This is a genomic window from Rhodococcus sp. NPDC057297 (assembly GCF_042667435.1).
Taxonomy (GTDB): Bacteria; Actinomycetota; Actinomycetes; order Mycobacteriales; family Mycobacteriaceae; genus Rhodococcoides.
Genome location: NZ_JBHUZE010000005.1, coordinates 309,122 through 328,941 on the forward strand (window position 1 = coordinate 309,122; position 19,820 = coordinate 328,941).

The following is a 19,820-nucleotide window of genomic DNA, read 5'->3' on the forward strand; positions in this document are numbered from 1 at the left end:
AATGTGTCCCCTGGGACACATTTCCACGCACGTACTAGCGTGTTCTCCATGACCCGGGCCGACACGGACGACTCCGAGGGACTCGGACGGACGTTCCGTTTCGGCTGGGTTTTCGGCATGATCTGGCTTTTCTATCTCGCGTACCCGCTGGGGGAGTCCCTGGCGCTGCCGAGTGTGGTCGGGAAGGTATCGGGCGTCACCGCCGTTGTGGCCTTCGGCGCGTTGTTCGTCGTCACGTTCTGGGGATTTCGCAACGCTCGGCGGGCGGGTCACGAACTCGCCAGGGGATGGGCCTGGGCGAGTCTGGCCGCAATGGCGGCGCTGACGATGTTCCTCGCGGTCTTGATTGGAAGCCAGGCGTTCGGCGCGACCATCTACATGGCGGTTCTCGCCATGATGACGTTGTCCACCCGTCAGGCGTGGACGGTCGTCATCGCACTGGTCGCCGTCGTCGAACTTCTGCCCCGCATCGTCTCGTCCTGGGATCCCGGTTCTTTCTTCGCATTTCAGCTCGTGATCAGCGCAGTCGCGGCCTGGGGAATCACTCAGGTGTTCAAGCGCAACCACGAACTCGCCGAGGCACGGCAACAGCTCGCCGACCTCGCCGTCGTCGCCGAGCGTGAACGAGTGAGCCGCGATGTCCACGACATTCTCGGGCACTCGCTGACCGTCATCACGGTGAAAGCAGAACTCGCCGGGCGGCTCGTCGAGGTCGATCCTGCCCGCGCGGCCGTCGAGATCGCCGAGGTGGAAGCTCTTGCTCGGGAAGCACTCGGCGACGTCCGTTCCACCGTCGGGGCCATGCGCACGGTCGACGTCGCAACGGAACTCGCGTCGACGCGGTCGGCTCTCGACGCGGCGGGGGTCGACGCCGTGTTTCCCGCCGATGCCGACGTGGTCCCTCTCCGCAACCGTGAACTGTTCGGTTGGACAGTGCGTGAAGCGGTCACCAACGTGATCCGGCACAGTGGGGCCCGGCAGTGCACGGTGGTCGTCGAAGCCGGTCGCATCGAGATCTCCGACGACGGCGTCGGCACGTCCGGAAGCATCTCGGACGACGGACACGGCCTGCGAGGGCTGGCCGAGCGTGTGAAGGCGTCGAACGGCTCGTTGAGCGTGGGGAAATCAGCTGCGGGTGGATTTCGGGTGGAAGTGGTGTCGGCATGAGTATCCGGTTGCTGTTGGCAGACGATCAGGCTCTCGTCCGGGGCGCACTGGCGGCGTTGTTGGACCTGGAATCCGATCTCGAGGTCGTCGCGGAAGTCGGGCGCGGCGACGAGGTGGTTGCGGCGGCGGTGGAGCATCGCCCGGATGTCGCACTGCTGGACGTCGAGATGCCGGGCCTCGACGGCATCGAAGCGACTGCGGAACTGAGAAGGCACTACCCCAGTTGCCGAGTGATGATCGTCACCACCTTCGGCCGGCCTGGATATCTGCGACGTGCCATCGACGCGGGTGCCGATGGATTCGTCGTCAAGGACACCCCGGCGCGCCAACTCGCCGACGCCGTCCGGCGCGTTCACATGGGCCTGCGGGTGGTCGATCCCACTCTCGCAACCGAGACGTTGACCGACGGAGTGTCCCCGCTGACGGCACGTGAGCAGGAAGTTCTCCGTGCTGCTGCCGAGGGAGGAACTGCAGGTCGAGTTGCCGCTGCGCTCCATCTGTCGGAAGGGACGGTACGGAATCATTTGTCCGCGGCAATCGGAAAAACGGGTACGACGACGCGAGCCGAGGCAATCCGAGTCGCGCGGGAACGGGGATGGTTGTAGGTCGCCCCGCGTGCCCAGGCGCCTTCTCGAGGGTCGGGCTGGCAAACTCGAGGGGTGAACTCGACTGTCGACCGCGATCCGTACGGCGATCCCTACGGGGAGACGTACGAATACACCGAGCCCGAACCCGCGCGGCTCGGGTTCTTCGGCACGCTCGGTCGCTGGACGACGAGGCTTGTCGTCGGAGTAGTTCTGATGGGACTCGTCGTCGTCGGCGGCACCGCGGTGCGTGTCTGGCAGGTGGCCCGGATCGACGACCACACGCCTGCACAGGCAATCGTCGTGCTCGGCGCGGCGCAGTACTCGGGCACGCCGTCGAGCGTGTTCGAAGCGCGATTGTCACAGGCAGCCGCGCTGTACGAAGAAGGGGTCGCACCGGAAATAGTGACCGTCGGCGGGAAGCAGGAAGGCGACCTCTACACGGAGGCTGCGTCCGGCCGTAACTACCTCATCGATCAGGGAGTGCCGGCGGACAAGGTCATTGCCGTCGAACAGGGCTCGGACACGCTGGAAAGCATCGAGGCGGTCAGCGAAACGCTTCGCGCGCAGGGCAAGTCATCAGTCGTGCTGGTGAGCGATCCGTGGCATTCGCTGCGCACGCGCACCATGGCCCGAGACGCTGGACTCGAAGCGTGGACATCGCCCACCCGCACCGGGCCGGCTGTGTACACCCGCGAGTCCCAGGCCCACGGAATCGCGCGTGAGACCGGTGCGTTGCTGTGGTATCAGCTGACGCACTTCACCGCGGACTTCTCCTACACGGCAGGGCAATGACAGTGAGCGACTACAGCGACCACGACATCGAACGATTCGTCACCGAAGCACCCAAGACCGCCGGGCTGGACAGCGGGCAGGAAAACGCGTCGCATCGCAGTCAGTTCGCGCGCGACCGAGCACGTGTGCTGCACTGCGCGGCATTGCGCAGGCTCGCCGACAAGACACAGGTGACCGGGCCGCGTGACGGCGACACTCCGCGCACCAGGCTCACACATTCACTCGAGGTCGCACAGATCGGTCGCAGCATCGGGGAAGGGCTCGGCGCAGACCCCGACCTCGTCGACCTCGCCGGTCTCGCCCACGACATCGGGCACCCGCCCTACGGGCACAACGGCGAGAAAGCGCTCGACGAGGTCGCCGCGAACTGCGGCGGGTTCGAGGGCAACGCGCAGAACCTGCGCATCCTCACCGGAATCGAGCCCAAGATCCTCGATTCCGACGGCACCAGCGTCGGGCTCAATCTCACCCGCGCATCGCTCGACGCCGCCATCAAGTATCCCTGGTTGCGCCCGTCGCCCGGCGCGAAATTCGGTGCCTACGAAGACGATTCCGCAATCCTGGACTGGGTACGCGACGGCGCACCCGACCGTCGCAAATGCCTCGAAGCCCAATCCATGGACTGGGCCGACGACGTCGCCTACTCGGTCCACGACGTCGAAGACGGCGTCATCGACGGCCGCATCGCACTCCGGTCACTCGGCGACCGGGCCGAGCAACGAGAGCTCGCCGAACTCGGTGTTCGCGAGTTTCGCGGCCTCGACCAGAACGAGCTCGTCGAAGCCGCCGAACGCCTGTCCCGCATGCCGGTGGTCGTCGCTGTCGGTGAATTCGACGGCACCCTCGCCGCGTCGGTCGCGTTGAAGCATCTGACCAGCGAGCTGGTCGGGCGATTCGCCACCGCAGCCATCGACGCCACCCGTCAGAAATGGGGAACCGAGCCCCTGTCCCGGTACGACGCAGACTTGGTGATCCCGCCGATCGTTGCGTCCGAAGTCGCTCTGCTGAAGACGATGGCTTTGCGCTACGTGATGTCCGACGCGAGCCACAAGGTGCGGCAGGCACGCCAACGCGACCGCATTCACCGCGTCGCCGAATGGGTCGAACGATCCGGGCCGGGTGAGCTGGACCCCATTTTCGTCCCCGCCTGGAACCGCGCCCAGTCCGATGCCGAGCGCACCCGAGTCGTGGTGGACCAGATCGCGTCGTACACCGAAAGCCGCCTCGAACTGATCGACAAGCGCAGCCTCGGAGCTCAGGCCAGCTGGGGCTGATCCGCTTCGTCGGAGTCTTGGGGCAGGACTAGACTGCCCTTCGTGGCCGGCCGAATTCCTGAACGTGACATCGCCGCCATTCGCGAACGCACACGGATCGAAGACGTCGTCGGTGACTATGTCTCTCTCAAGCGCGCGGGCGGCGACTCGATGAAGGGCCTGTGCCCCTTCCACGACGAGAAATCCCCGTCGTTCCACGTCCGACCCAACCACGGGCATTTCCACTGCTTCGGCTGCGGTGAGGGAGGTGACGCCTACTCCTTCCTCCAGAAGATCGAGCACATCTCCTTCGTCGAAGCCGTCGAGCAACTCGCCGACCGGCTGAACTACTCGATCACCTACGAGGGCGGAGGGCCATCGGTTCAACGTGACCGGGGCACCCGAGCACGGCTGATCGCGGCCAACTCGGCGGCCCAGGAGTTCTACGCCGCACGTCTGCGTGAACCCGACGCCCAGGCCGCGCGGGACTACCTGACCGAGCGCAACTTCGACGGCCAAGCCGCGCTGGCGTACGGCTGCGGATACGCGCCCGACGGCTGGGACACCCTGACCAAACACCTGCTGTCCAGCGGCTTCGAAGCCAAGGAGATCATCGACGCGGGCCTGGCGACACCCGGTAAGCGCGGAACACCCATCGACAGGTTCCGGCGACGGTTGGTGTGGCCGATTCGCAGTCAGAGCGGCGACACCATCGGCTTCGGCGCCAGGAAACTGTTCGACGACGACACCATGCCCGGCAAGTACATCAACACGCCGGAAACCATGCTGTACAAGAAGTCTCAGGTGCTGTTCGGGCTCGACATGGCACGCAAGGACATCGCCAAATCGCATCAGGCCGTCATCGTCGAGGGATACACCGACGTCATGGCCATGCACCTGGCAGGCGTCAAGACCGCAGTCGCCTCGTGCGGCACCGCGTTCGGTGAGGACCACCTGGCGATGCTGCGTCGACTCATGATGGACGACAGCTACTTCCGCGGCGAGGTCATCTACACCTTCGACGGCGACGACGCAGGCCAGGCGGCCGCGATGAAGGCTTTCGAGGGTGATCAGAAGATCGCCGGACAGACCTTCGTCGCCATCGCGCCCGAGGGCATGGATCCCTGCGAGCTGAGGCAGAAATCCGGCGATCCCGCCGTACGTGACCTCGTTGCACGCCGCACCCCGATGTTCGCATTCGTCGTGAAATCGCTTCTGCGTGAACATGATCTGGACACACCCGAGGGCCGGGTCGAAGCGCTGCGCAGAACCGTCCCCGTCGTCGCGCGGATCAAGGACGCATCGCTGCGCGACGAATATGCCCGTCAACTCGCCGGCTGGACCGGCTGGGACGACACCGCGATGGTTCTCGCACGGGTTCGAGACGAAGCCAAGAAGGGCGCGCGCGGAGACACGAAGAAACGCACACCGTTCGACAAGCGCCAGGCGCCCCCGGCGGAGGTGCCGGCCGGCCCGACGCGTCCACATCCCAAGGATCCGTCTCTGTGGCCTCAGCGTGAGGCGTTGAAGTCCGCGCTGCAGAACCCGGCGATCGCCGGGTCGGTCTTCGACTCACTGCCTCCCGAGACCTTCACTCACCCCGCCTACGCCGCCGTCAGCGCAGCGGTCACCGCCGCAGGGGGGACCGCCGCAGGCCTCGGCGGAGGGGAGTGGGTCGACGCCGTCGCCAAGCGGACCGAAACACCGGTCGTGAAATCGCTCGTGATGGAGCTCGCGGTCGAACACATCCCGGTGGCGGACATCGCGCTCACGCGCTACATCGGCGGGGTACTGGCTCGTCTACAGGAAGTCTGGGTGGGGGAGCAGGTCGCCGAGCTCAAATCCAAGATGCAGCGCATGTCACCGCAGGACAACCAGGACGAGTACTACGCGCTCCTCGGCGACGTCATCGCCCTCGAACAGTACCGACGAAGCCTGCTCGAACAGGCCATCGGCAACGTCGAGGACGACTCCGCGGCCGGCTAACGCTTACGCAGCTGATCCTGCGGGATGTACAGCTGCGTCTCGTCGTCGATGGGCTTCATCGGCTCGAGCTTCGGCTGTGTGTTCAGCGAATCCGACAGCTTCTGCCTGCTGACCTCGATGACCTTCTTGGTCGCCGGGCTACCCGCCACGGCGGAAGCCGTCTTACGAATCTGCTCGTAGCGACCACGACCAGCCTTGGCTCCGAGCACGTACGCCGCCCCAGCAGCCAGAACCAAACGAATCATCACAAGTCCTTAGATCAGTGTTGTGCACGCGTCCCACCATCCTGCCTGACGGGGCCCGAGCAGGGCGATTTGGTACTCCCATGGGGGTGTGCGCTATTGTTTCTCTCGGCCCGCACGAGAGTGCGAAGCCACTGAGTAATCCCCTGTAGCTCAATTGGCAGAGCTTCCGACTGTTAATCGGACGGTTGCTGGTTCGAGTCCAGCCGGGGGAGCGTATTAGGCCTCCTGAACCGCACCCATGTGCGGGACAGGGGGCCTTTTTCGTATCTAATTGCTGTTGGCAAAGGCGTACGGTCAGGCTTTCCCAAGTTCCCTCAGAACCTCGACGATGGGGTGCCGGGAATACCTCCGACGGCGTGCATCGTGGGACCGACGTTCGCGCCCGAGGAGTTGGCTGGACGGAAGTTGGGGGCACTGCTCGATCGGGTCACTCTGCTGGCGCATGCTGCGGGGTTGGACCGGGGCTTCGATCACCAGATATTCGCGTCTATGCTCGGTGGTCTGAACCGATTCCCGGACAGCATGATTCCTTTTGCGGCGGAGGAGTACCGGGGTTGAGGACGTACGTTGCGGAGTGGGCGTCGAGTCTCCGATCGTGAATCGACTTGTGGTTCGACCGGACCGTTTCAGTTGTAGCGGCTGCACAACTCGCCGGTGATGTAACCCTCTTCGCAGCCGTGCTGGGTTTGGATGTCTCCGCTGGTGGGTTCTTCGCCGCAGGCCAGGCCGCAACGTTCGTAGCCGTTGACAACGCCGTCGCCGTTACGGTCCTCGGAAGCAATGTACGGGTATCCGCCGCCGGGGTTCACGGGTTCGTCGTCGTGGATGCATGCGGGGTCCGTGCCCGATGATGTTCCGTCTGTGTAGACGGCAGTCTCGGGGTAATCGCAGTACCAGAGAATTTTCTCGACGGGCGCTTGGTAGGTGTCGCAGCTGGCTTCGTATCCAGTCGTCCCGTCGGAATACAGAGCGGTTCCGGATTGGTAGAGCGAGAAGTCGCCGCACTCGAATGTGATCGGTGCAGGAAGGGCTGCGGGTTCAACCGGAGCCGGAGGTAGAGGTGGAGTTGTGCCGGTCTGAGGTACCGCGCTGGATGAGGTCGGCACTTCGCTGGCCGGTGCATCTACGGTTGGTGACGTTTGCGAAGAGGAACAGGCGCCGAGAGTGAGTGTGACAACAGCGCCGATGACGGCGACGAGGGTCTTGGTGTTCATGAGTGCTCTATTCGCGATGGCAATTCTCGGCATCGATCCAGCTGAGAATCGACGTTCCTCGGGTCTGGGTGTCTATCGCGAAGATCTTCCGGTTCGTTTCGTCGGCGTCTTTGCATTGAGGTCAGGGCGAGTGCGGACAGTCCAGTTGATCGCGGGTTTCCGCTGTCGGGGCCCAAATTCACCCACCTGTTGTGCGTAGGCAGACCTGCACAACGCACAACAGGTGGGTGAATTTCGTCGCGGGTTGTGTTCCTGCGTCGATGGCAGGGGGAGTGCGATGCGTGCGGTCGACCGAGTGACCTGAAGTACCAGGATTCGTTCTACTCCGTGGACTTCGCCGCCGATGTCGACGGTGGAACCGGTTTCGAGCCCGTCGTCGTGAGGAAGTATCTGGAAGCCGAAGGTGATCTTTCGGGCTACCTTTTCCAGTGCTTGACCTGCGGTGCACACCGGCTGCACGTCGACTCCTGTTGAGGCAGTGCCGGATACTGGTTCAGGACGAGAGGAATCGGCTGATCTCGTCGGCGATTCGGTCGGCCTCCTCGGAGCCGACGGCGTGCGACGCCTTCGGGTAGACGACGACGGTGCCGTTTCCGAGTGCACGTCGAGCGACCTCCTCGGCGTCGGACGCGTCGTGCATGACCGATCGTCCGGCGAGTACCGCGAGGACAGGCATTCGGAGGCCTTCCAGGTCGCTCTCGGGGATCAGCGACGGTTGCGGCAGCTTGATCGAGTAGGCGCTCATGGCGGTTTCGATCATCCGAGCCACGGCGTTGTCCTCGACCGGTGCGCCGCCGGCTGTGTACGAGGCGAACGAATCCCGCCAGGACTTGGGTAGCCACGAGACGGATGCCGGGATGGCTCGAACCGCCGTCCCGAGCGGGATGGTGGCGAACGTGTAGGCCGGGTCGATCAGCATCAGGGAGGCAACACGGTCGGGGTAGTGGGTTGCCAGGTTGGTCGCGGCCCATCCGCCGATGGACAGGCCCAGTAGGTTGAATTCGTCTTCGGGGAGTTGTTCGAGAGTCTGGTCGAGCCAGGCCGCGTTGTCGTCGTCGTTCTCGATCGGGACTTCTTGCACACTCATTCCCGGTTCGCCCAGCAGGTCCAGTGCGTACACGTCACCGAGTGCGAGCAGCGAGGGCATGTTCGTGGCCCAGATAGGGCTGGGTGACGATCTGCCGGGCAGTAGCACGAACGGGTGCTCCGTCCTGGTCGGTCCGGTGCCGTCGAAGCGGTAGACACGAACGAATCCGAATTCCGTTCGTACGTCCAGGGTTCGGTCAGGTGTCGGCATGTCCTCCCAGGCGCGTTGGTAATCGGCCACGAACTTCTCGTGCTTGTCCTTTGAGTTCCAATGACCGACGGGGCTGGGGGTGCGGAGGGCGAATGCGCCCGCGGTCACCGTTACCGCCACGACGATTGCCGCAATCACCCATGCTCGACGCCTTCTCCTGGGGCGGGTTGGCGATGGATCGTCCATGGCTACCTCTCATTTATTGACCATATGGTCAAAAATTGGTCGATGTCGGTAACCTTACGTCATGTCTGCGCGTATGTCAGGGGCCGATGGACCGACCAGAATCGAGCGCGAACGGCGTGCGCAGATCATCGCCGCAGCTGTCTCACTGGTCGCCGACCACGGATATGCCGCCGCGTCGTTGGCGCGGATCGCCGATGCCGCGGGGGTCGTCAAGGGCACGGTGGTGTACCACTTCACCACCAAGGATGCGGTGCTCACGGCCGCATATCAGCATGTTCTGACCGCGCTGGTCACACACGTCGGCGAGCACGTCGACGCGTCGCCGCCACCGGAACGCCCCGAGGCATACGTGCGCGCGATGATCGGATACCTAGCGGATCATCCGGATCACGCACGAACCATGGTGCAGGCCGGACTGGCAGCTGCGAACAACGGCGCGTCCCGACACGAGAGGCAGGAGCGCTGGCGTCCCCTTGCGGGACTGTTGTCCGAGGCCAGGGGTGACGACCGGGGACCGGGTCGGGACGAGCGCACACTGGCGATCCTCGCGGGAGGGATGATCGACGCGGTCGTCGACGAATTCCTGGAGGACCCCACCTTCGACACGGGGTCGGCGGCGTCGGAGATCGTCGAGATGGTCGGCAGCAGGCTCGGAGCCGACTCGTGAGGCGCCGCGATGAATTTTCATGCCCAGCGCGGTCGACACGAGCATGACAACTCACACTTTCACCGTGCCCGGTGCAACTCTGACGTACGACGTCGTCGGTCCGTCGAGCGAAGGCGCGGTACCGCTTCTGTTGATCGGTTCACCTATGGACGCAAGCGGATTCGGAACCCTGGCGTCGCACTTCACCGACAGGGTGGTGGTCACCTACGATCCCCGCAACACCGGTCGCAGTACATGCGAGGACGACACCGCCGCAGTGACAGCCGCTCACCACGCGGACGATCTCCGCGCGCTCCTGTTCGAACTGGGCTCGGACACGGTCGATGTCTTCGCGACAAGTGGGGGAGCAGTGAATGCGCTGGCATTCGTGGCTGCCCACCCCGGACTCGTTCGAACGCTCGTCGCACACGAACCACCGGCCGGTGCGACGCTGCCGGACCGCGACCACATCCGCGCCGTCTGCGAGGACATGGTCTCCATCTACGACGCGCACGGCTCCGGCCCCGCGATGGCTGCATTCATCATGCTGGTGATGCACCGCGGTGACGTCGACCAGGACTACCTCGATCGACCGGCGCCGGATCCATCGCAGTTCGGCCTGCCGACGGACGACGATGGATCGCGCAACGACCCGTTGATGTCCAACATGCGCGGTGGCGTGGTGGATTTCGCACCCGACGTAGACGCGTTGAAGGCGTCCGGTACCCGCATCGTCGTCGCCGTCGGTGAGGAATCCGGCGGTCCGGTCGACGGTGAATTAGCCGGTCGCGCCGGATATGCCGTTGCTGCGCTGCTGGGCCGCGACGCCGCCGTGTTCCCCGGCGGACACCAGGGGTTCTGTGGCGGCGAGTTCGGCCAGACCGGCAGGCCCGTCGAATTCGCGGCAGCGCTGCGTTCCGTCCTGGATTGATCAGGTGTCGGATGTCGGCGCGATGGACGGCGCCGGTTCCGCTGTCGGCGACGGTCGCGTCCGAGAACGGCTCCCGACGTCCCGCGATCGTGAGCGGTATCGTCCGAACCGTTCATGCAAACCTATTTCGGTGCGCTCCCCGAACTCGTCGAGGGCGACCTCGAGGCCGAATGGCTCCGGCCGTTGAGCGACTGAGCCGCACTGCCAACTCGGGCTGATCAGGTGTCGGATGTCGGTGAGATGGACGACGCCAGTTCCACCGTCATCGTGACGCCGCCGCCGGGGGTGTCCGACACCGAGACCGATCCGCCCATCGCGTCGACGAAACCGCGGACCACGGACAGTCCGAGGCCGACGCCGGTGGTGTTGTCGGTGTCGCCGAGGCGCTGAAACGGCTCGAAGACAGCATCTTTCGAGCCGAGCGTGATCCCCGGGCCACTGTCGGCGACAGTGATGATCGTGCGGTCGCCGACGGTAGCGGCGCCGATCCGGATCGTGGTGTCGGCGGCGTGCCTGGCTGCGTTGTCGACGAGATTGGCCAGTACCCGCTCGAGCAGAATCGGGTCGGCCGCGACGGTGGTGTCCCCGACGTCGACGACGAGGTCGGGTGCGCCTCGCGTCGTGGAGTCGCACGCTGCTCGCACCGTGTCCTCGACCCGAACGGTCGACAGCGTGGGCCGAACGACACCGGCGGCGAGGCGAGACGAATCGAGCAGGTTCCCGACGAGAGCGGTCAACGTGTCGGTGGACTCGTCGATCGTCGCGAGCAACTCGGCGGTGTCGTCGGCGGAGAACTCGACATCGGTGCTGCGCAGGCTGGAGACCGACGCCTTGACAGCGGCGAGGGGGGTTCGAAGGTCGTGGCTGACGGATGACAGGAGGGCCCGCCGCAAGCGATCACCCTCCGCCACAACCGATGCTGCGCTCGCTTCCTCGGCCAGTTCGGCTTGACGGATGAGTCCCGCCGCCTGGTTCGCGACCGCTGCGAGTACTCGTCGATCGTGCGCACCGGTTTTCGATCCGGCCAACAGCAACGCGAAATCGGCGTCCGGCGTCTCGATCGCGGTGTCTGCCGAGGGGGCGTCGGTGGGCGCGTCGCTACCGACGGATTCGACGACGTCGCCCGATCGCCGAACGATCGATACTGCACGCTGCGAATAGGTTTCACGGACTCGCTCCAGCAAGGTGTGCAGGTCGCCGCCGCGCAGAACCGTGCCTGCGAACAGTGTCAACAACTCTGCCTCCTGAGATGCACGTTTCGCCCGCGCGGCACGGCGAGCGGCGACATCGACCAGGAAGGCGACGGCGACGGCCATGATCAACAGCACCACCGTCGTCACGAAATTGTCCGGTTCGGCGATGGTGAAACTGTAGCGGGGGTCGGCGAAGAAGAAGTTGAGAAGCAACCCGGCTATCAGTGCCGACAGCGCCGCTGCGGCAACACCACCGAGCAAGGCGACTGCAAGAACCACCATGAAGAACAAGGCACTCTCGCCGCCGAGGTCGAGATAGGGGTCCACGAGCAACATCGCCAGTGCCGACAGGAACGGGACGACGACGGCTGCCGCCCAGGAGAGAATCCGCCGGTGCGTCGGATCGGGTCTGATCAGTCGGGACAGACGCCACCCGCGGCTGACCTCGTCGTGCGTGACCATGTGGACGTCGATCTTTCCCGACTTCTGGATCACGGCAGCACCGATACCCTCGTCGAGAATGCGGGCCCACCGAGAGCGTCTCGATGTCCCGATCACCAACTGGGTTGCGTTCACGCCGCGGGCGAACTCCAGCAGGGTGACAGGAACATCGTCGCCGACGACACTGTGCATGCTGGCTCCGAGACGCTCGGCCAGTGCGCGGACCTTACCCATCTGCGGCGCCGACACTCCGCTGAGCCCATCGCCTCGAATGACGTGCAGCACCATCAGATCCGCGGACGACTTCGATGCGATACGCCGCGCCCGACGCACCAGCGTCTCCGATTCGGGTCCACCGGTGACCGACACGACGACCCGCTCGCGCGCCTCCCACGTCTCGGTTATCCGGTGTGCCGTTCGGTATTTGGCCAGGGCCGCATCGACCTGATCGGCGATCCACAGAAGGGCGAGTTCCCGCAGCGCAGTGAGGTTGCCCTGCCGAAAGTAATTGCTCAGTGCTGCGTCGATCTTGTCGGCGGCGTAGATGTTCCCGTGCGACAGGCGGCGTCGCAGTGCTTCGGGAGTGACGTCCACCAGTTCGATCTGATCCGCGGCTCGGACCACCGAATCGGGGACGGTCTCGCGCTGCGGAACGCCGGTGATGTGTTCGACGACGTCGTTGAGACTCTCGAGATGTTGGACGTTGAGAGTCGACACCACATCGATCCCGGCGGCAAGCAAGTCCTCGACATCCATCCAGCGTTTGCCGTTTCGGCTGCCGGGGGTGTTGGTGTGCGCGAGCTCGTCGACGAGGACCAGACCAGGTCGACGCGCGATGACGGCGTCGACGTCGATGTCCAGCGCCTTGCTACCGCGATAGTCCACGGTGCGCATCGGGACGATCTCGATTCCCTCGAGCAGGGCTGCGGTGCGCGCGCGGCCGTGGGTTTCCACCACGGCCGCAACGACATCGCATCCGCGTTCCTTCCTGCGATGCGCTTCGCCGAGCATCGCGAAGGTCTTCCCGACGCCAGGAGCGGCGCCCAGATAGATGCGCAGTTCACCGCGGGCGTCGGGGGACATCAGCTGCAGCCGGGGGCGGTCAGACCCAGCGCGACGTTGAGCTCAGGCACGTCGACTCGCTCGTTGCCGAGGAAACCGAGTTGGCGTCCCGAGGTGTACTCGTCGACGAGCGACCTCACCGTGTCCTGACTCAGCCCGTTCACCTGCGCGACTCGGGCGATCTGGATGGCCGCGTAGGCGGGGCTGATGTGTGGATCGATGCCCGATCCGGATCCGGTCACTGCGTCGGCCGGAACCTGATCCGGGTCGACGTTCTCGCGTTCGGCGACCTGCACGCGTCGCTGCTCGACGAAATCGGCAAGCGTCTCGCTGCTCGGTCCCTGGTTCGAGGGAAGTGCGGCGGCGGGATCACCTGGTGCGAACGGGTCCTCGTCGGCCACCGATCCGGTGACCCGGGTGTGGAAGAACGGATCCGGCATGCCGTCCTCGACCTGAGGATCCACGCCGATCAAGCTGCTGCCGACCACGCAGCCGGCGCTGTCGGTCAACGGCGACCCTTCCGCGGAGTCCGATCCGAGCCTGCTCACCGCCCACACCGCGGCCGGGTACCCGAGTCCCAGAATCACCGTGAGCGTCAGCAGGACGGCGAGTCCGGCGACGATCTGACCGAAGAACCTTTGAACGAAGCGCATGTCAGCCTATCCCTGGGATGAAACGAACGACGAGATCGATGAGCCAGATACCGATGAACGGGGTGATCACACCACCGACTCCATAGACGAGAAGGTTCCGCCGAAGCAACGTCCCCGCGTTGGACGGCACGTAACGAACGCCTTTCAGCGACAGGGGGATCAACCCGATGATGACGAGTGCATTGAAGATCACCGCCGACAGAATGGCCGATTCCGGCGTTGCCAGCCCCATGATGTTCAACGTGCCGAGTTGCGGATACACCACGCTGAACAGTGCCGGCAGGATGGCGAAGTACTTCGCGAGATCGTTGGCGAGCGAGAAGGTCGTCAACGCTCCCCGCGTGATCAGCAGCTGTTTTCCGATCTCGACGACCTCGATGAGTTTCGTGGGATCGGAGTCGAGATCGACCATGTTGCCGGCTTCTTTGGCGGCCGATGTGCCGGTGTTCATGGCGACGCCGACGTCCGCCTGCGCCAAGGCAGGAGCGTCGTTGGTCCCGTCACCCGTCATGGCCACGAGGCGACCACCCTGCTGTTCTCGTCGAATCAGTTCCAGCTTGTCCTCGGGGGTGGCCTCGGCCAGGAAGTCGTCCACCCCGGCCTGTGCGGCAATTGCTTTGGCGGTCTTCGGGTTGTCGCCGGTGACCATGACCGTGCGGATTCCCATTGCGCGTAGTTGCGCGAAACGTTCCGCGATTCGAGGCTTGACCACGTCCGACAACTCGATCACGCCGAGGACACGCGCCGAGTCGTCCTGTCCGGCGGAGGCGACGACCAGGGGAGTGCCGCCCATCTCCGCGATCGAGGTGACGGTCTCCTGTGCGTGGAAATGTAGGCTAGGGCCTACATCTCCACGCAGGTGGGAGTCGACCCACGCGAGGACGGAATCCGCCGCCCCCTTGCGGATTCGAGTGCCGTCCAGGTCGATTCCGCTCATTCGCGTCTGTGCGGTGAACGGGACGAACTCCGCTGACTTCTCCGATTCGGTCGGGTGCAGGGGCAATCCGAAATCGAGCGCGCACAGATCCACGATGCTGCGCCCCTCCGGCGTTCCGTCCGCGAGTGACGACAACCTGGCGGCCGCCGCCAATTCGTCGGCCGTGACGCCTGGAATCGGATGGAGCCCGGTGGCGCGGCGGTTTCCGTACGTGATCGTGCCGGTCTTGTCCATCAACAGCGTGTCTATGTCGCCTGCTGCCTCGACAGCGCGCCCGGACATGGCCAGCACGTTGCGCTGGACCAACCGGTCCATCCCAGCAATCCCGATTGCCGACAGCAGGGCGCCGATGGTCGTCGGAATCAAGCAGACGAGCAGCGCAATCAGTTTGACGGGATCCTGCGCCTCGCCCGCATACGCGCCCATGGGACCGATCGCGACAACGGCGAGAAGGAAGATGATCGTCAGGGACGCCAGCAGGATGTCGAGCGCGATCTCGTTCGGGGTCTTCTGCCTCGAGGCGCCCTCGACGAGAGCGATCATCCGATCCACGAACGTCTCGCCCTGCGCGGACGTGATCTCGACGACGATGCGATCCGACAGAACCGTGGTGCCACCGGTGACCGCGGAGCGGTCGCCGCCTGATTCACGCACTACGGGTGCGGATTCGCCGGTGATGGCGGACTCGTCGACCGTCGCGATTCCCTCGATGACGTCGCCGTCGCCTGGGATGACCTCTCCTGCGGAGACGACCACGTGATCCCCGACGCGCAGGTCCGCACCCGGAACTTCCTCGATGCTTCCGTCGGTTGCCTGACGCTTGGCGACGGTGTCACGTTTGACGGCTCTCAGACTGGCGGCCTGTGCTTTTCCGCGGCCCTCGGCGACGGACTCGGCGAGGTTCGCGAACAGGAGGGTGAACCACAACCATGCCGCGACGAGCCACGCGAACACCGACGGGGAGAGCACGGCGAGGACCGTGCAGACCACCGATCCGACGAAGACGACGAACATCACGGGGTTGCGTGCGAGATGCCGAGGATCGAGTTTGGCCGCGGCGTTCGGCAGCGAAGTCCACAGTTGACGTGGACTGAAATATCCGGACCTGACCGGTGACGGTGACTCGTCGACGTCGGATTCGTCGGCGAGGAGCGGGGAGGTGGTGATGGTCATTGCAATGCCTCTGCGATCGGGCCCAGAGCGAGGGCCGGGAAGAATGTCAGTGCTGCAACGAGAACCACGGTTCCCAGTACCAGGACCGAGAACAACGGACCGGTGGTGGGCAGGGTTCCAGGATTCGGTGCGCTGCGCCGCTGGGTGACGAGTGATCCGGCGAGTGCCAGGACGAAAATGATCGGGAGGAAGCGACCGAGCAGCATCGCGACGCCGAGCGATGTCTGGAACCAGTCGCTCGTGACGGTGAGCCCACCGAAAGCGCTGCCGTTGTTGTTGGCAGCGGAGGCGAACGCGTAGAGCACCTCCGTGAAACCGTGGATGGAGCCGGGAGTGCCCGGTTCACCGGCGTTGCCCTGAAAACCGGTGGTGGACGACAGGATCACGGTGATCGCCGTACCGGTGAGAACCAACGCGGGCATGACGAGCACCGACAGTGCGGCGAGGGTTATCTGGCGTTGGCCGATCTTCTTACCGAGATACTCGGGTGTTCGGCCGACGAGCAGACCGCCGACGAAGACTGCGATGACGGCGAGGACGAGTAGGCCGTACAAGCCGGTTCCCACACCGCCCGGGGCGATTTCACCCAGCAGCATGTTCAGTAGCACCGCACCGCCGCCTAGTGGGGACATGCTGTCGTGTGCGGAATTGACCGCGCCGGTGGACGTACCGGTGGTCGCCACGGCGAACAATGTGGCTCCAGGGATGCCGAAACGAACTTCCTTGCCTTCGAGCATCACTCCGGCGGCTTGGGCCGCCACACCGCGTGCGCCCGATTCTGCAGCAGCGGTCACCGCGAGCAGGGCGCCGAACAGAACTGTCACCACGGCGAGCAGTGTCAGGCCTTGCTTTCGATCGCCGACCATGGTTCCGAACGTCCGGGTCAATGCCACCGGGACGAGCAAGATGGAGATGATCTGTACGACGTTGGACAACGGCGTCGGATTCTCGAACGGATGCGCCGAGTTGGCGGCGAAAATGCCGCCACCGTTGGTACCGAGCTCCTTGATGGCTTCCTGCGATGCGGCAGGAGCCAGCGCATTACCGGCCGTCGACCCGTCGAGTCCGGTGGACGCGAAACTGCTGGCGAAGGACTGCACAACGCCCTGGGTCAACAGGATCAGGGCGACTACGAAGGACAAAGGGAGCAGGATGCGAAGTGAACCGCGTACGAGGTCGACCCAGAAGTTGCCGAGTTCACCGCCCGTCCGTACGCGGACGAATCCACGGACAACTGCGATGGCCACCGAAAGCCCGACGGCCGCCGACACGAAGTTCTGCACGGCAAGTCCTACGGGCTGAGTGAAGTTCGACATCGTCGTCTCCGGCACGTAGGACTGCCAGTTCGTGTTGGCCACGAACGATATCGCCGTGTTGAACGCAACCGAGGGACTGACGCCGGGTAGGCCACCGTTCAGCGGGAGCACGCCCTGAACTCGTTGCAGCACATAGAGAAAGAACGCACTCGCAATCGAGAATCCCAGAACGGACAACGAGTACCCGATCCAGGTCTGCTGCGACCGTGAATCGATCCGACACAACCGGTAGATCCAGGTCTCGACGCGGAGGTCCGCCATCGCCGGTGACCGCACCACGGTCGCCGTCCCACCCGAGGCGGAGGCGACGTCCGGTGCTCGGTCGCTGTCGTGCGCGAACACTTTCGCCATGTAGTCGCCCAGCGGGACGTAGGCGGCCGCGAGTACGACTGCCACGACGCCGATCTGAAGGGCAGAAGCCAGAGCAGAGTTCATCGCCGTCAGAACCTTTCGGGATCGACGAGTGCAACGAACAGGTACACGATCGTTGCGGCCGCGATCACCAGCAGGATCACGCTGATTGCGCCGTCGAGTGTCATTTGGACACCCCGTTCGAGGCGATGGCCTTCAGGATCAGCGCGCACACACCGAATCCGCCGGCCATGACCACGAGGTAGCCGAGATCAGCCATGAATTTCTTCGCCCTCTTTTTCGTAGCGTTCCGGCGGCCCAGTGCCTGCCGGTCGACTGCATGTCTACTGCCGTGTGTGCGCCGCGGAACGGATCCTTACGGATCCTTTACGGGACCGAACCGAGTTCTGACGCGAACAAGACGGCAGCGATGAATTTCGAGCGACACGACGGTCGGTACTGCAGACGACCTCGAAGGAGAAAGAACATGGGCACGATACGGCTGGAACTGTTCGCAACGCTCGACCTCGTGGCTCAAGCGCCGGGAGGCCCCGAAGAGGATCCCACCGGGTTTCCCTTCGGAGGATGGCAAGCACCTCTCATGCACGAACTCACCGGAGCTCAGGTGCAGGCTGCGTACGAGGGAACCGACGCGTTACTGCTCGGGCGTCGAACGTACGACATCTTCGCCGCGTACTGGCCGCACCAGGAAGGTGGTCAGGACGATTCGATCGCGACATTGTTCAACCGCGTCCCCAAGTACGTGGCGTCGCGCGGCACGCCCGATCTGTCGTGGAACGGTGCCACGCACCTGGGCCCGGACCTGGCGTCGGCGATAGGGGAGATCAGGAATCGGCACGAGGACATCAAGGTCGTCGGGAGCCTGAACTTAGTGCAGACGCTGGTGCGCGAGAAGCTCTTCGACCGCATCGATCTGTGGCTGTATCCCATAGTTCTCGGAGTGGGCAAGAAGGTGTTCGACGGTGGTGCGGTCCCCACCAACCTCGAGCTGCTGGCTCCGCCGGAGGCCACGGACAACGGCGTCACCTACCTCCAGTACGGGCGTCTCGATGGCACGCCGCAGACAGGCGACATGTCCGCCGAGCGGCAGTGATTCGGAAGGCCCGGATGCACGTCAGGGTGCCCCGGACTTCTACCGGGGCACCCTGCGCGGAGTCGGGGTGGTGTCAGGACACGATCGCGTCGGCTTCGATTTCGACGAACAGTGCTTCGTCGATGAGTGCGCCGACTCCGAGAAGCGTCGACGCCGGACGGGTCGAGGCGAAGATCTCGCCGTGGACTGCGGCGACTTCCTGCCACAGCGACACATCGGTCAGGTAGATGCGGGTACGGATGACGTCCTGCAGCGAACCACCCGCCTCCACCAGCGCGCGTTCGATGGTCTCGAGTGCGGCTCGGGCCTGCTCACCCGCGGTCGCTCCCTGACCGGTGGTTCCGGACACCGCGATGTGGTTGCCGATCCGGACTGCGCGGCTGTACCCGATCTTGGGTTCCCACTCGGACCCGGACGAGATGTTCTGTCTTTGGCTCATGGGGCCCAATTATGCTGCTCTACTTGTAGAACCCGTCGCGCAGGTTGATTCCGTGCTCCACCCACACTTTGAGGGCAGCGAGCATTCCCGTCCAGCCCTGGCAGTTGCCGAACGCGCTCTTCGCACCGGCAGGCGTCGGCCTCCACGAGGACTCCGTGATCGTCACCAGTGTCCTGGTGTCGTCGTCGAGTGGCTCGAACTCGAAGGTCGTCGTGGTGCTCCCATCGTCGGAGGACGTCCCTTCACCGTCCCACCTGATCACGATCCGATTGGGTGGATCGGCGTCGACCACCTGAACGGGAAACGCGCCGGGAAAGTCGTGGAAATCCCAGGTCACTTCGGCGCCCGCGTCGAGGCGCCCGCGTGCACCTCCGGTGCTGAAGTACCTCGACAGCTGTTCGGGGTCGGCGACGGCCTCGTAGACATCGGCGACGGGTCGGGAAATCCGTCCCGACACGGTGAAGGACAGTTCGGTCAGATTCTCGGACATGTTGTAGTTTTACAACATGAGAGCTTCCGGGCACAAGGGTGACGATGATGATCGCGTGTTCAAAGCGCTTGCATCACCGCTACGCCGACGCATGCTGGACGCCCTGAAAGAAGCGCCCCGCAGCACGGGTGAACTGTGTGCGCTGTTTCCCGACATCGACCGGACGACAGCGCTGCAGCACCTGCGCGTTCTCGAAGCCGCCGAACTCGTGACCGGTCGCAGGATCGGCCGCGAGCGCCACCTCTCCTTGGCGCCGCTGCCGATCAAGCGAATTTCGGACCGGTGGATAGGGGAGTACACGCGCGCCGCCGTCGACCTGCTGGGGCGCCTCGACGAGTCGTGACCGA

The 19,820-nt window shown here is 64.6% G+C and carries 20 protein-coding genes and 1 tRNA gene; 11 read left to right on the forward strand and 10 right to left on the reverse strand.

Annotated elements, in window-relative coordinates; genetic code table 11:
* The first annotated feature begins 48 nt into the window (after window positions 1-48).
* Genes ACFULT_RS17755 through dnaG form a run of 5 tightly spaced genes read left to right on the forward strand, consistent with a single transcriptional unit; the run spans window position 49 to window position 5,785 of the window.
* Window positions 49-1,167, forward strand: coding sequence for a sensor histidine kinase (locus tag ACFULT_RS17755; RefSeq protein ID WP_378482033.1), 1,119 nt, complete (start codon window positions 49-51; stop codon window positions 1,165-1,167).
* Window positions 1,164-1,772, forward strand: a complete 609-nt coding sequence (locus tag ACFULT_RS17760) for a response regulator transcription factor (protein ID WP_037110503.1) — start codon at window positions 1,164-1,166, stop codon at window positions 1,770-1,772. Before ACFULT_RS17755 ends, ACFULT_RS17760 begins: the two co-directional genes overlap by 4 nt.
* A gap of 54 nt (window positions 1,773-1,826) precedes the next feature.
* On the forward strand, window positions 1,827-2,546 hold the full coding sequence (locus ACFULT_RS17765; protein WP_378482034.1) for a YdcF family protein: 720 nt from the start codon (window positions 1,827-1,829) through the stop codon (window positions 2,544-2,546).
* Window positions 2,543-3,820 (forward strand): deoxyguanosinetriphosphate triphosphohydrolase, encoded by a 1,278-nt coding sequence (locus ACFULT_RS17770; protein WP_037110504.1) that lies wholly within the window; start codon window positions 2,543-2,545, stop codon window positions 3,818-3,820. Before ACFULT_RS17765 ends, ACFULT_RS17770 begins: the two co-directional genes overlap by 4 nt.
* A 42-nt stretch (window positions 3,821-3,862) precedes the next feature.
* Entirely contained in the window at window positions 3,863-5,785 is a 1,923-nt protein-coding gene (gene dnaG, locus ACFULT_RS17775; protein ID WP_037110506.1) for a DNA primase, read from the forward strand.
* On the opposite strand, the gene ACFULT_RS17780 is transcribed toward dnaG, so the two are convergent.
* The gene (locus tag ACFULT_RS17780; protein WP_020111626.1) at window positions 5,782-6,030 is read right to left on the reverse strand and encodes a hypothetical protein; all 249 of its coding nucleotides are present in this window, start codon (window positions 6,028-6,030) and stop codon (window positions 5,782-5,784) included. The genes dnaG and ACFULT_RS17780 overlap by 4 nt on opposite strands.
* 139 nt (window positions 6,031-6,169) lie before the next feature.
* Here ACFULT_RS17780 and ACFULT_RS17785 point away from each other — a divergent pair.
* Window positions 6,170-6,242 (forward strand) — tRNA-Asn (locus ACFULT_RS17785).
* A 151-nt stretch (window positions 6,243-6,393) separates the two neighbouring features.
* Window positions 6,394-6,588, forward strand: coding sequence for a hypothetical protein (locus tag ACFULT_RS17790; protein WP_378482035.1), 195 nt, complete (start codon window positions 6,394-6,396; stop codon window positions 6,586-6,588).
* A gap of 68 nt (window positions 6,589-6,656) precedes the next feature.
* Here ACFULT_RS17790 and ACFULT_RS17795 read toward each other — a convergent pair whose 3' ends face one another.
* Window positions 6,657-7,244 carry a hypothetical protein gene (locus ACFULT_RS17795; protein ID WP_378482036.1) on the reverse strand — a complete coding sequence of 196 codons (588 nt, stop codon included), beginning with the start codon at window positions 7,242-7,244 and terminating at the stop codon, window positions 6,657-6,659.
* Between the two features lie 493 nt (window positions 7,245-7,737).
* On the reverse strand, window positions 7,738-8,679 hold the full coding sequence (locus ACFULT_RS17800; protein ID WP_378482037.1) for an alpha/beta fold hydrolase: 942 nt from the start codon (window positions 8,677-8,679) through the stop codon (window positions 7,738-7,740).
* Window positions 8,680-8,788: 109 nt separating this feature from the next.
* On the opposite strand from ACFULT_RS17800, the gene ACFULT_RS17805 reads away from it, so the two are divergent.
* Both ACFULT_RS17805 and ACFULT_RS17810 read left to right on the forward strand, forming a co-directional pair.
* Window positions 8,789-9,394 carry a TetR/AcrR family transcriptional regulator gene (locus tag ACFULT_RS17805; protein WP_255122938.1) on the forward strand — a complete coding sequence of 202 codons (606 nt, stop codon included), beginning with the start codon at window positions 8,789-8,791 and terminating at the stop codon, window positions 9,392-9,394.
* A gap of 19 nt (window positions 9,395-9,413) precedes the next feature.
* Window positions 9,414-10,304 carry an alpha/beta fold hydrolase gene (locus ACFULT_RS17810; RefSeq protein WP_378482038.1) on the forward strand — a complete coding sequence of 297 codons (891 nt, stop codon included), beginning with the start codon at window positions 9,414-9,416 and terminating at the stop codon, window positions 10,302-10,304.
* A gap of 218 nt (window positions 10,305-10,522) precedes the next feature.
* Here the strand turns inward: ACFULT_RS17810 and ACFULT_RS17815 are convergent, their stop codons facing one another.
* From ACFULT_RS17815 to ACFULT_RS17835, 5 genes are read right to left on the reverse strand one after another with little or no spacing between them, the layout of a single operon-like run.
* A complete protein-coding gene (locus tag ACFULT_RS17815; RefSeq protein ID WP_378482039.1) occupies window positions 10,523-13,021 on the reverse strand; it encodes an ATP-binding protein in 2,499 nt (832 codons plus the stop codon).
* A complete protein-coding gene (locus ACFULT_RS17820) occupies window positions 13,021-13,653 on the reverse strand; it encodes a potassium-transporting ATPase subunit C (protein WP_378482040.1) in 633 nt (210 codons plus the stop codon). Before ACFULT_RS17820 ends, ACFULT_RS17815 begins: the two co-directional genes overlap by 1 nt.
* Before the next feature lies 1 nt (window position 13,654).
* Window positions 13,655-15,763 carry a potassium-transporting ATPase subunit KdpB gene (gene kdpB / locus ACFULT_RS17825; RefSeq protein WP_378482041.1) on the reverse strand — a complete coding sequence of 703 codons (2,109 nt, stop codon included), beginning with the start codon at window positions 15,761-15,763 and terminating at the stop codon, window positions 13,655-13,657.
* On the reverse strand, window positions 15,760-17,514 hold the full coding sequence (gene kdpA / locus ACFULT_RS17830) for a potassium-transporting ATPase subunit KdpA (RefSeq protein ID WP_378482042.1): 1,755 nt from the start codon (window positions 17,512-17,514) through the stop codon (window positions 15,760-15,762). The genes kdpB and kdpA overlap by 4 nt, the downstream gene beginning before the upstream one ends.
* Before the next feature lie 5 nt (window positions 17,515-17,519).
* Window positions 17,520-17,618, reverse strand: a complete 99-nt coding sequence (locus tag ACFULT_RS17835) for a potassium-transporting ATPase subunit F (RefSeq protein ID WP_019667462.1) — start codon at window positions 17,616-17,618, stop codon at window positions 17,520-17,522.
* 299 nt (window positions 17,619-17,917) lie between these two features.
* Between ACFULT_RS17835 and ACFULT_RS17840 the strand changes: the two genes are divergently transcribed.
* Window positions 17,918-18,544 (forward strand): dihydrofolate reductase family protein, encoded by a 627-nt coding sequence (locus ACFULT_RS17840; protein ID WP_378482043.1) that lies wholly within the window; start codon window positions 17,918-17,920, stop codon window positions 18,542-18,544.
* Window positions 18,545-18,617: 73 nt separating this feature from the next.
* Here ACFULT_RS17840 and ACFULT_RS17845 read toward each other — a convergent pair whose 3' ends face one another.
* Together ACFULT_RS17845 and ACFULT_RS17850 are read right to left on the reverse strand one after the other, a co-directional pair.
* Window positions 18,618-18,983, reverse strand: coding sequence for a RidA family protein (locus ACFULT_RS17845; protein WP_094721387.1), 366 nt, complete (start codon window positions 18,981-18,983; stop codon window positions 18,618-18,620).
* Between the two features lie 19 nt (window positions 18,984-19,002).
* The gene (locus ACFULT_RS17850) at window positions 19,003-19,473 is read right to left on the reverse strand and encodes an SRPBCC family protein (protein WP_378482044.1); all 471 of its coding nucleotides are present in this window, start codon (window positions 19,471-19,473) and stop codon (window positions 19,003-19,005) included.
* A gap of 16 nt (window positions 19,474-19,489) precedes the next feature.
* Between ACFULT_RS17850 and ACFULT_RS17855 the strand changes: the two genes are divergently transcribed.
* Window positions 19,490-19,816, forward strand: coding sequence for an ArsR/SmtB family transcription factor (locus tag ACFULT_RS17855; protein ID WP_378482045.1), 327 nt, complete (start codon window positions 19,490-19,492; stop codon window positions 19,814-19,816).
* Window positions 19,817-19,820: the final 4 nt, after the last annotated feature.

Excerpts from the sequence above, each read along its gene's own strand:
- ACFULT_RS17760 (WP_037110503.1), top strand. The coding sequence starts at position 1,164 with ATGAGTATCCGGTTGCTGTTGGCAGACGATCAGGCTCTCGTCCGGGGC.
- ACFULT_RS17845 (WP_094721387.1), bottom strand. The coding sequence starts at position 18,983 with ATGAGCCAAAGACAGAACATCTCGTCCGGGTCCGAGTGGGAACCCAAG.
- ACFULT_RS17755 (WP_378482033.1), top strand. The coding sequence starts at position 49 with ATGACCCGGGCCGACACGGACGACTCCGAGGGACTCGGACGGACGTTC.
- ACFULT_RS17820 (WP_378482040.1), bottom strand. The coding sequence starts at position 13,653 with ATGCGCTTCGTTCAAAGGTTCTTCGGTCAGATCGTCGCCGGACTCGCC.
- ACFULT_RS17770 (WP_037110504.1), top strand. The coding sequence starts at position 2,543 with ATGACAGTGAGCGACTACAGCGACCACGACATCGAACGATTCGTCACC.
- ACFULT_RS17855 (WP_378482045.1), top strand. The coding sequence starts at position 19,490 with ATGAGAGCTTCCGGGCACAAGGGTGACGATGATGATCGCGTGTTCAAA.
- ACFULT_RS17810 (WP_378482038.1), top strand. The coding sequence starts at position 9,414 with ATGCCCAGCGCGGTCGACACGAGCATGACAACTCACACTTTCACCGTG.
- ACFULT_RS17780 (WP_020111626.1), bottom strand. The coding sequence starts at position 6,030 with ATGATTCGTTTGGTTCTGGCTGCTGGGGCGGCGTACGTGCTCGGAGCC.
- ACFULT_RS17815 (WP_378482039.1), bottom strand. The coding sequence starts at position 13,021 with ATGTCCCCCGACGCCCGCGGTGAACTGCGCATCTATCTGGGCGCCGCT.
- ACFULT_RS17835 (WP_019667462.1), bottom strand. The coding sequence starts at position 17,618 with ATGACACTCGACGGCGCAATCAGCGTGATCCTGCTGGTGATCGCGGCC.
- ACFULT_RS17805 (WP_255122938.1), top strand. The coding sequence starts at position 8,789 with ATGTCTGCGCGTATGTCAGGGGCCGATGGACCGACCAGAATCGAGCGC.
- kdpA (WP_378482042.1), bottom strand. The coding sequence starts at position 17,514 with ATGAACTCTGCTCTGGCTTCTGCCCTTCAGATCGGCGTCGTGGCAGTC.
- ACFULT_RS17795 (WP_378482036.1), bottom strand. The coding sequence starts at position 7,244 with ATGAACACCAAGACCCTCGTCGCCGTCATCGGCGCTGTTGTCACACTC.
- ACFULT_RS17840 (WP_378482043.1), top strand. The coding sequence starts at position 17,918 with ATGGGCACGATACGGCTGGAACTGTTCGCAACGCTCGACCTCGTGGCT.
- ACFULT_RS17850 (WP_378482044.1), bottom strand. The coding sequence starts at position 19,473 with ATGTCCGAGAATCTGACCGAACTGTCCTTCACCGTGTCGGGACGGATT.
- kdpB (WP_378482041.1), bottom strand. The coding sequence starts at position 15,763 with ATGACCATCACCACCTCCCCGCTCCTCGCCGACGAATCCGACGTCGAC.